Source organism: Maribellus maritimus (genome assembly GCF_022267315.1).
In the GTDB taxonomy this organism is placed as follows: Bacteria; Bacteroidota; Bacteroidia; order Bacteroidales; family Prolixibacteraceae; genus Draconibacterium; species Draconibacterium maritimum.
Window position 1 is genome coordinate 1 of sequence record NZ_JAIKLE010000073.1, and the last position, 10,072, is coordinate 10,072.

The following is a 10,072-nucleotide window of genomic DNA, read 5'->3' on the forward strand; positions in this document are numbered from 1 at the left end:
CGATTTGGCAAGCATGTCCCCATCCGGCAGGAATACCACGAAAGGATTCAAAAGATTGTGCGCATTATTGGCAACGATGAAATCTCAATTTTTAATTATATCGATAATGTGCTCAACCAACATTTTGAGGATTTCCAGGAGGACATAGTCAAACTCTACAACGAAAAGAATACGGATATTTTCTAATCCTAAACCAGAATAAAATGCTTGAACTAATTGCGATTATAACAATCATCACTCTTTTTGCTCTTTTCCTAAAATGGAGGGGCAAAACCGGAACGCCCACCGGCGAAAAAGAAAAGCTTTCTGAAAAACTCAGCCCGGAAGGGATTGTCGGTAAAAGTTCCTTTATTCTGACGACCAGAAAGAGTACTGTCCCCAAAGCTGATTTATCCGGGAAAATGGATATTGAAGTGCCATTGGAATACGAGCCGGATATTGAGACCATCGAAGAACAAGAGGAACTGGAACAATTTGGACTTCCATCTGAAATTTCTTCCGATATTACTTTTGAAGAAATGATGAAGGTGGTTAATGAAGTTGAAAGTGTGCAGCCTCAAAATCCAACTAAAGCTGGAAAATTACTTCATGAAAATGAAAATACCGACTGGGTGGAACAAATAGCTTCCTCGTCTTCAGACTATCAAAAACGGATTGTGGAGTTGATTGACTTGCATCTCGGAAGTCTGTTGAAAAATGAAATTAATCAAGAGCCCAGCAATAATTTGGAAGGGTTTAATATTGGTGAATATGCGAAATAAGCTGTCTGTTTTTTGAATTTATTTATGCGGTACTCGTAATTATTTAAGTATAACTAACTTTATGAAGTTTCAAAATATTTATTTTTATGGCTAAACACATCAAATCAAAAATGAACATAGAAATTTGCAGATTATGCAAAACAAACCCGGCAGACAAGAAAGGCTCCCATATTGTTCCACACTTTTTATTAAAAAGAATAGAAAATATAGAAGGGAAGTCAGGACGTGATTATGAACTTGGATTTTATATAGAGGAATTTGATACAAAATCACATTTTGGAAGAGCACTTCAGCAAGAGAAGTTGGAGGATATCTACGGAACTTTGTCTGAAGAAGAAATAGAAGCAAACAAAAGTAATCATCCATTAATTGCTGACAATATATTTTGTAGTGGTTGTGAAAAAAGATTATCAATAATTGAATCTGAATATTCGAAAACATTGATAGAAAAAGGAGACGGAGATAAATACAAATCGGGAGTTTCATCTGAAGTTGGAATATTGTTTTGGATGAGCGTAATCTGGAGAATGTCAATAAATAATAAGAGTGGGGTTCAAATAACAAAAGGAGAAGCCGAAATTGCCCGAAGAATACTTGATAGGACGCTTGCAGATTCAATAACTAATATTGATTTTGAGAATATGCAAGTATCAAAAGATTTAAAAAAGATTGGTTATAAAATTCTAAGATGTCCTGGTTTTTCTGAATCTTCTCCGACATTCTTATTTTTTCACCCAGAATTTGACAAACCCTATAGTTTATTGATTGATGAGTATATACTTGCATTTAGCTTCACAAACAATTACATACATTACAACACGCGGAATTTTTTTGGCATTAGGGAAGAAATATTAACATCCACTACAAATCAAATTGGAACAGAGGAAGAGGTTGGTCTCTTAAGTGAGAAATTATTAAAAGAAACCGGAGAGGGACTAATTGATAAAATGAAAACTATAAGAGCAAAAAATTTGGATTTGTTTTTTAATAAAATCCATGTTGCGATTGGAGGTGAAGGAAATTATATGCCTGAGAAAATAAAAAAGGAAATATTGAGTGAATTGACATCCAATGAAAAAAAATTAGGCCGCAAATATAATCTTCAAGATTTAAGAGATTCAACAATTAAGATATTAAGTAAATATGGGCCAATTGAAGAATAATAAAGGTAGATACTATCTCAGGTCATTTCGGAAATTATGCCCCTCCATTCATTTGGGAAAATTTCGTTTTTGAAATATTTATGCGCCAATATTCTTAAAAATGAAAATCCAGCATTGTCTGTTCTATAATTTATTTTGTCAAATCCTCTTGTTTTTGTTTTTTCTTTTAAATCTTCGAAAGTATTTACCAAGGAAAAAGGACCTTCGATATAATATTCTTCATCCATGTGTCTTTCAAACATAATTTGTTCAATATCAAAATCCTTTACATTCGGATGAGCTATTTGCAGATGCATATTCTCTCCGATATGTTTTTTTAAGTTTTCATACATATCTTTTGCATTGAATATTACCAATAATTCAAATAGGACCGCAATAAGTATGGAAGAATCATCAATATATTCTTGAGGTTTCGAATTTGTACTTACATACTCTACCAATAAATTTATCCGATTATATCCTTCAGGAAACCTCCCACGTTGTTTTTTTATTACAATCAGTCCTGTAATTACACCAAAAACATAAGATGCAATAAAATCAACATCCTTTTGTCTCCAAGTAGATTTATCAATAAAAAACATGAATAACTGAAGAATGGGGATAGAATGATTGTCTAACAATGGACGAAAGAATCCTGGATTATTTTTAATCAGTGTTATAATTTTGTCTTTCTGTCGATTGTGAATTTTTGTATAAGCATTTGATTTCTTTTTAAAATTTGGAAGATAAAGCCTTAAATTACAATAATAAATCAAATCACTAATGTACTCGAAACAACGTAAAGGGTACCCAATTGCTTCAAAGTTGTCCCCATTCTCAGCATACAAACCATCTTCAATAGTAGCAATACTAAAAGTTTTTAAAAAGTAGGAATTTAATATTTGATATTGAGTTTTTAGTAGTTTCCTAAACTCATTTAATACGCTTTGTTTTTTCTCAAATTTACTCTTTAGTATCCAAGCCCATGTTCTCAAAACAATATAATCAGAACACTCTTTGGCTGCAATTAAATTGTCATTTTCTTTACTGTAATGGAAAATAATCGATGTTACCAGGTTCAATGTTGCAAATAATTTTTTAAATGCTCTGCCCTTGATAGATGAAACCTTATCAAATTGTATTTCGATAAGCTGCTTTAAATCAGCAAAGTCATTGTCTGCCGCATCAAGGAATGCAAGAGTTCTTTTAAACAATCGATTACTCTCAGAATCAGACAATAAATATTCACTAAACAAGTATCTACTAAAAAGGTCCGTCAGATAATAAATATCCCACCTTTCAAATTCTCCAGGTTTGAACTCTTTAGAAATGAAGCCTTCAAATGTTGGTCGAATATTTGGTTTAAGTATTCCATTGTGCACAACTACAATCTTCAAAGGAAGATGATTAAATTCAGGGATTGAACTATCGTCAAAAGCAGCAAATTTAGCTTCACGTATTGACTCTAAAACTCCATCGGGAATAGTAAAATTTTTATCCGTAATGTCCCTATCTTTATATCCTTTTAATTCAAAATACCATTTGTGCTTTATACCATTTTTATCTTTACCTATTGCAATAATATCTTTACCATATTGGGATTGTCCTTTTGCTTCTTTTGCTGTCTGTATGATATGAAATCCCATGACATTTAAAAGAATTGGGAACAACGAGTCTAGCTCATTATCTTCTTTTAAGCTACTTAGATATTCTTGAACAATAATGTTATTAGAGCTACTCATTTTCTAAAATACTTATAATCTCACTAAAATAGCCATCACTCCAGTCTTTTGTCAATTCAGCACTTTGTTCCCAATCAAAATGCTCAGGTTCAATAAAACAACGTCTGGGTAATGAATAACTTACACCAATTCTTGCTAATTGTGAAATATCATCTTTTCCTTCCATTTTCCAGCCTCCTCCTTTTAACAAGTGAACTGTATTAAAAAAATTCAAAAAGCTATTACTTTCTTCGGATACTTTTTGCCTAATTTTATTGAACCCTCGGGAATAGCCTTTATTGAATTCTACAAAGATTCTGTTTTGAGTATATTGTGGATTTAATTCTTTAATATCAAATTTTATTTTGGCGTGGGATTCGAAGTAATCATACATATATTTTTCAATTCGTTCAAAAATAATTTTGTTTTCGGCATCATTTAGATCTAAGTTATCTCTTAAAACCTCAGTAAGACCTCCTCCATAATTTTCAGAATACTCTTCCAGTTTACAAATGAAGGCCTCCTTTACAAGTTTTGACCTACTCTTTAATAAAGGTAATAGACAAGGAATGGTGGATTTCGGCTCCTTATAACCTATTAGGATAGAGACCCAAAGTTTATACTGAGAAAGTGGTTCCAAAGAGAGAATATCAAAATCAAAAAAATAACATCCATCCAAAGGAGTGACATCGTTAAAAATATCAAACCCGATAAACCGATGATATGGTTTATCTTGAATTAATAAATCAACCAATAATTCATCGAATTCCATTTTTTGCTTCTCCAAAAATTTATGAATGGAGGAATTCAGTTTTTTCGCTACAAATTCAAATTGACAATTTTCAGCCAGTGTAAATAGTACCCGTCTAAAAAAATTGATATTTTCAGAATTCCATAAAACATGATTTATACGAGTTAAATATTCATTTATTTGAAAATGAGGCTGATTTATAAGCTTTACAACTAATCCTTGTAAAGTATCTATCTGAGTTTCCAAATATTGGCTTTCCCTTAATATATAGCGAATAAGATTTGGATTATTAACTGAAATGAGCTCTTCTAAATGTTGAATACATTCATTCTTATATTGCGATTTCTCCGAAAGGTTGGAAGAATTTAAAATCGCAAATAACAGCTTAGATAAATGAATTAAAATCTCAGAATCTTTTTTGTTTGCATTTTGAAATATAGACAAGAATAATTTTGCATCTACATCTGTGATATTATTCGCATTTGAAAGTCCACAGATTATTGGAACAGAATAGATTTTATCTAATACATACAAACTCAAATGTTCTTCATAGAAACTAATTCCAAATTTATCGTAAAGTCCTGTTATCACAGGAATCATTAAATCAATATCAAAATCTTTTAGGTTTATCAAATGATCAAGGCACCCAATCCCAAAAGAACTATCTTCAAATATTTTGTTCCTGATTCCATTTAATAATCGTCCTAACGGTAAATTATATTCATCTTCTTTTTGGGTCCATTTTATGAGTTGTTGCGCATTGTCACAGAATATATCTACCTGAACCTGTATCCATTGAATAGCGGCACTATATCCAGCATAGAACAAGCGTATTTCTTCCTTTTGATTTTTAAGGTTCAACGATTCGATGTAACTGGCAAAAGTTTCGTTGTAGGTCTCATTGGCTTCAATAACTGCCACCTTCCATAATTCGCGTTCTAATTTTGAGTAACCTTGTACATCTTTTTTATCATTGAAATCCCTTTTAATTCTATCTAGGGTTTGTGCATAAGAAGTAAAATCCTCATTCGACTTGATATTCAATAGTTCCCTGTATCTCGCAAAGAACTTAAAAGTAAACTTGATGTTTTCAGCTACAGTATTTTGATTGAGAATTTTTTCAGAACGAAGTAAATTTAAATCGACACCTTCTATTTCTTGTGAAAATTTCAAAGTTTTATTTTCTATGCAATGATTAACGATAAGATTAAGATTAGAATCCAGTTTTTTATTTTGTTTTAATTCTTCGTTTATGCTTCTAATGTTCGTCATCAATTCGTATTTTGTCTCATAAAAATAGCCATAATTATTTGCATTTGACCATGTATTTATAGCTATATGAGGCTTACCTTGTTGAACGATTTTTTTCATGATACCATAGAAAAAAATTGTATTAAACATTTTTATTTTTTTCATTTCTACGCCAAACACAGCCACTTACTTCCACATACTCCCCTTTTTATTTTTCAGTGATTTAAGCCTTTACATTTGGTTACAGGCAGGAAAAAATCTGCCTGAGTAGTAACCAAATTCTGAAAGATATGAAGGAAAAAGATTACGGGTAAAGCCCAATTCCATCACAGTGGCTTTGCCACATTCCCAAGAGAGATTCCAAAAATAAAATTAGCAAAACCGCTTTCCTGTATTTCTTTCAGAAAGCACAAACAATAAGTCATTATGGCAAAAATCAAATCATTAAAATCCATATTAACCCCGTTCTTTTCATTCTGGGTTACAATTCTATTTGCACAAGGCGACGGCTCTGCCGGAATCACCGAAGCCACCAGCATGGTCACCTCATATTTCGACCCGGCAACCAAATTAATCTACGCCATTGGAGCCATTGTGGGCTTAATCGGCGGCGTAAAAGTGTATTCCAAATTTTCAAGCGGAGACCCGGACACCGGCAAAACCGCTGCCGCCTGGTTCGGTGCCTGTATTTTCCTGATTGTTGCTGCCACCATTCTGCGATCATTTTTCCTGTAAAAAGTATGGCAGAGTATTTCATTAATAAGGGGGTGAACAAACCGGCTGAATTTAAGGGACTGCAAAGCCAGTACCTGTTCATTTTTGCAGGTGGGCTGCTGGGTACATTCGTGATTTTTATTGTCATGTATCTGGCCGGAATAAACCAGTGGGCTTGCATTTTCACTGGGCTGGCTTTGGCTTTCGTGGTTGTCTGGCTGACATTCTCGCTAAACCGGAAGTTTGGCCGTTTTGGTTTGATGAAGGTACAGGCAACCCACACTTTCCCACGCAGGATAATCAACCGTAAAGGTATTCCCAGGCTATTCACTCACAAAAGAAAGGAGGCAGTATGAGAAGCGTTTTAAAAACGACCACGCTTGAAAGTAAGTTCCCATTGCTGTCGGTTGAACAGGGATGTATCATCAGTAAAGATGCCGATATTACTGTTGCTTTTCGGGTTACACTGCCGGAATTGTTTACGGTTACTTCGGAAGAATACGAATCCATCCATTCGCTTTGGAACAAGGCAATTAAAGTGTTGCCCGATTACTCCATTGTTCACAAACAGGACTGGTACATCAAAGAGAATTACCAACCGGAGCAACAGGAACAGGATTTAAGCTTTTTAAGTTCTTCGTTTGAATACCATTTCAACGAGCGTCCGTATTTAAGCCACACCTGCTACCTTTTTCTTACCAAAACTACCAAAGAGCGGAGCAGGCAACAAAGTACGTTCAGTTCACTTGGGCGGGGAACCCTTCTACCCAAAGAGATAAAAAATAAGGAAGCCGTTCTACGGTTCGTGGAAGCAGTGAACCAGTTTGAGCAAATCATCAACGACAGTGATTTTATCCGACTTACACGGCTTACAGATGAGCAGATTACAGGCACAGAGAAAGAACCGGGAATTGTGGAAAAGTACTTCTCACTTTCTCAGCAACAAACTGCCTGCCTCCAGGACATCATCATGAATCCGGGAGAAATGAAAATCGGGGACAACTCGCTGGTGCTTCATACCCTTTCGGATTTGGATGATTTGCCAGCAAAGGTTTCTACAGAAAGCAGGTATGAAAAACTTTCGACCGACCGCAGCAGTTGCCTGCTTTCCTATGCTTCGCCGGTTGGCTTGTTGCTGTCGTGCAACCATATTTACAACCAGTACATTTTTATTGACGACCATTCAGCTAATCTTACCCGATTTGAAAAGATGGCGCGGAACATGCACTCGCTTTCAAGATACAGCCGAGCGAACCAGATTAACAAACAGTGGCTGGAAGAGTACCTGAATGAAGCACACAGCAAAGGGCTGGTTTCCGTCAGGGTGCATTTCAATGTACTGGCATGGAGTGACCGACCGGAAGAACTTCGGCAGATTAAAAATGATGCCGGTTCCCAGATTGCGCTGATGGAATGCAAACCGCGTTACAACACCGTGGATGTCCCTACACTCTTTTGGGCGGGCATCCCCGGAAATGCGGCAGACTTCCCTTCTGAAGAATCGTTTTATACGTTCACGGAACAAGCCTTGTGCTTCTTTACCGGTGAAACCAATTACCGGAGTTCCTTATCGCCGGTGGGGATTAAAATGGTTGACCGGCTCACCGGAAAACCGCTGCATATCGATATTTCCGATTTACCGATGAAAAAAGGGACTATCACCAACCGGAACAAGTTCATCCTTGGCCCTTCGGGAAGCGGAAAATCCTTTTTTACCAATCACATGGTACGGCAGTATTATGAGCAGGGAACACATGTACTTCTGGTCGATACCGGGAACAGCTACAAAGGATTATGTGATTTGATTCATTATAAAACAAGGGGCGAAGACGGGGTTTATTTTACCTATACCGAGGACAACCCGATTGCGTTTAACCCATTCTATACCGACGACGGTGTGTTTGACATTGAAAAAAGGGAAAGCATCAAAACGCTTATCCTTACCCTCTGGAAAAATGAGGAAGAAGCGCCAACACGCTCGGAGGAGGTGGCTTTGTCGAATGCGGTGAGCCAGTATATTGAAAGGTTGAAATCGGACGGTAAGATGGCTCCGTCTTTTAATACATTTTATGAGTTCGTCCGGGATGAATATTCCGAAACACTTCGTGCGAAAAAGGTAAGGGAAAAGGACTTTGATATATCCAATTTTCTGAACGTTTTGGAGCCGTATTACAAGGGGGGTGAATATGATTACCTGTTGAACTCGGACAAGCAAATGGATTTGTTGAACAAGCGTTTTATTGTGTTCGAACTGGATAATATCAAAGACCACAAAGTTCTGTTCCCCATTGTAACTATCATCATCATGGAAGCCTTCATCAACAAAATGAGACGGTTAAAAGGCATCCGAAAGATGATATTAATAGAGGAAGCATGGAAAGCAATTGCCAAAGAAGGGATGGCGGAGTATATCAAATACCTTTTTAAAACCGTCCGCAAATTTTTTGGAGAAGCAGTTGTAGTTACACAGGAAGTCGATGATATTATCGCTTCTGAGATTGTAAAGGAAAGTATCATCAATAACTCCGATTGTAAAATCCTGCTCGACCAGCGCAAGTATATGAACAAGTTTGGTTCCATCCAGGAATTACTTGGACTGACCGAAAAAGAAAAATCGCAGATCCTTTCCATCAACCTTGCCAACCATCCCCGGCGAAAATACAAAGAGGTATGGATTGGTCTCGGCGGGGTGCAATCTGCGGTTTATGCGACCGAAGTTTCTTTGGAAGAATATTACACTTATACCACTGAAGAAACTGAGAAACTGGAACTCGTCCGGCTGACAGAACAACTGGAAGGGAACATTGAACAGGCCATTAAACAACTGGCCGCCAGTAAGCGAAATGCTTAAGCTTTTCATTTTAAAATTAAAATTCATGAAAACAAGATTATCAATAGCCGGGCTGCTTATTATGCTCGGCACTTTTAACCTGCGGGCGCAATTTGTGGTTACCGACCCGGTTAACCTTGCCCAGAGTATTGTGAACTCCGCCAACGAAATCGTACAAACATCGAGTACGGTTTCCAACGTGATAAAGAATTTTCAGGAAGTAAAGAAAGTATATGATCAGGGTAAGAAGTATTACGATGCGTTAAAAGCAGTAAATGACCTTGTGAAAGATGCCCGGAAAGTTCAGGAAACCATTTTAATGGTTGGAGAAATTGCCGACATCTACATCAACTCCTATCAACTGATGCTACAGGACGAGAATTTTACTTTGGAAGAATTGGGAGCCATTGCTTTTGGCTACTCCAAGCTTCTGGAAGAAAGTAGTAACCTTTTGCTCGACCTGAAAGGGATTGTTAACAGCAGTTCGCTTTCAATGACCGACAAGGAACGCATGGATATTATTAACGGCGTTTATGTTTCTGTCCAGCACTACCGGAACCTGGTGCGCTATTATACCAACAAGAACCTTTCGGTTTCTTATCTGCGTGCTCAAAAGAAAGGAGACACGCAGCGGATGTTGGCGCTTTACGGTAATGCTGACGAAAGGTACTGGTAATGGATTTTGATAATCTACATCAGATTCTCCGCAGCCTTTATGTGGAGATGACGCCTTTATGCAGTGACATGACCGGGGTGGCAAAAGGCATAGCTGGTCTGGGGGCATTGTTCTATGTGGCCTCACGTGTATGGCAGTCGCTTGCCCGGACTGAACCCATTGATGTTTACCCGCTTTTGCGCCCCTTTGCCATTGGCTTGTGTATTATGTTCTTCCCCTCTTTTGT

At 36.8% G+C, this 10,072-nt stretch carries 9 protein-coding genes; 7 read left to right on the forward strand and 2 right to left on the reverse strand.

What is annotated here, in order from left to right:
- From K5G00_RS28230 to K5G00_RS28240, 3 genes are all read left to right on the forward strand, one after another.
- Positions 1 to 186 (forward strand): DUF3408 domain-containing protein (locus tag K5G00_RS28230; protein WP_238769844.1); only part of this gene is annotated, 186 nt, incomplete at its 5' end.
- A gap of 17 nt (positions 187 to 203) precedes the next feature.
- Positions 204 to 761 carry a hypothetical protein gene (locus K5G00_RS28235; RefSeq protein WP_238769845.1) on the forward strand — a complete coding sequence of 186 codons (558 nt, stop codon included), beginning with the start codon at positions 204 to 206 and terminating at the stop codon, positions 759 to 761.
- Positions 762 to 847: 86 nt separating this feature from the next.
- Positions 848 to 1,924, forward strand: a complete 1,077-nt coding sequence (locus K5G00_RS28240; protein ID WP_238769846.1) for a hypothetical protein — start codon at positions 848 to 850, stop codon at positions 1,922 to 1,924.
- A gap of 17 nt (positions 1,925 to 1,941) precedes the next feature.
- On the opposite strand, the gene K5G00_RS28245 is transcribed toward K5G00_RS28240, so the two are convergent.
- Positions 1,942 to 3,645 carry a hypothetical protein gene (locus K5G00_RS28245; RefSeq protein WP_238769847.1) on the reverse strand — a complete coding sequence of 568 codons (1,704 nt, stop codon included), beginning with the start codon at positions 3,643 to 3,645 and terminating at the stop codon, positions 1,942 to 1,944.
- Entirely contained in the window at positions 3,638 to 5,791 is a 2,154-nt protein-coding gene (locus tag K5G00_RS28250; protein ID WP_238769848.1) for a hypothetical protein, read from the reverse strand. The genes K5G00_RS28245 and K5G00_RS28250 overlap by 8 nt, the downstream gene beginning before the upstream one ends.
- A gap of 261 nt (positions 5,792 to 6,052) precedes the next feature.
- Here K5G00_RS28250 and K5G00_RS28255 point away from each other — a divergent pair, with 261 nt between their 5' ends.
- From K5G00_RS28255 to K5G00_RS28270, 4 genes are read left to right on the forward strand one after another with little or no spacing between them, the layout of a single operon-like run.
- Complete coding sequence (locus tag K5G00_RS28255; RefSeq protein WP_238769849.1) at positions 6,053 to 6,361, forward strand: DUF4134 domain-containing protein; 309 nt, start codon at positions 6,053 to 6,055, stop codon at positions 6,359 to 6,361.
- Between the two features lie 5 nt (positions 6,362 to 6,366).
- Complete coding sequence (locus K5G00_RS28260; RefSeq protein ID WP_238769850.1) at positions 6,367 to 6,696, forward strand: DUF4133 domain-containing protein; 330 nt, start codon at positions 6,367 to 6,369, stop codon at positions 6,694 to 6,696.
- A complete protein-coding gene (locus K5G00_RS28265) occupies positions 6,693 to 9,191 on the forward strand; it encodes a TraG family conjugative transposon ATPase (RefSeq protein WP_238769851.1) in 2,499 nt (832 codons plus the stop codon). The genes K5G00_RS28260 and K5G00_RS28265 overlap by 4 nt, the downstream gene beginning before the upstream one ends.
- A gap of 25 nt (positions 9,192 to 9,216) precedes the next feature.
- Complete coding sequence (locus K5G00_RS28270) at positions 9,217 to 9,846, forward strand: DUF4141 domain-containing protein (protein ID WP_238769852.1); 630 nt, start codon at positions 9,217 to 9,219, stop codon at positions 9,844 to 9,846.
- Positions 9,847 to 10,072: the final 226 nt, after the last annotated feature.

Excerpts from the sequence above, each read along its gene's own strand:
- K5G00_RS28235 (WP_238769845.1), top strand. The coding sequence starts at position 204 with ATGCTTGAACTAATTGCGATTATAACAATCATCACTCTTTTTGCTCTT.
- K5G00_RS28240 (WP_238769846.1), top strand. The coding sequence starts at position 848 with ATGGCTAAACACATCAAATCAAAAATGAACATAGAAATTTGCAGATTA.
- K5G00_RS28245 (WP_238769847.1), bottom strand. The coding sequence starts at position 3,645 with ATGAGTAGCTCTAATAACATTATTGTTCAAGAATATCTAAGTAGCTTA.
- K5G00_RS28250 (WP_238769848.1), bottom strand. The coding sequence starts at position 5,791 with ATGAAAAAAATAAAAATGTTTAATACAATTTTTTTCTATGGTATCATG.
- K5G00_RS28255 (WP_238769849.1), top strand. The coding sequence starts at position 6,053 with ATGGCAAAAATCAAATCATTAAAATCCATATTAACCCCGTTCTTTTCA.
- K5G00_RS28260 (WP_238769850.1), top strand. The coding sequence starts at position 6,367 with ATGGCAGAGTATTTCATTAATAAGGGGGTGAACAAACCGGCTGAATTT.
- K5G00_RS28265 (WP_238769851.1), top strand. The coding sequence starts at position 6,693 with ATGAGAAGCGTTTTAAAAACGACCACGCTTGAAAGTAAGTTCCCATTG.
- K5G00_RS28270 (WP_238769852.1), top strand. The coding sequence starts at position 9,217 with ATGAAAACAAGATTATCAATAGCCGGGCTGCTTATTATGCTCGGCACT.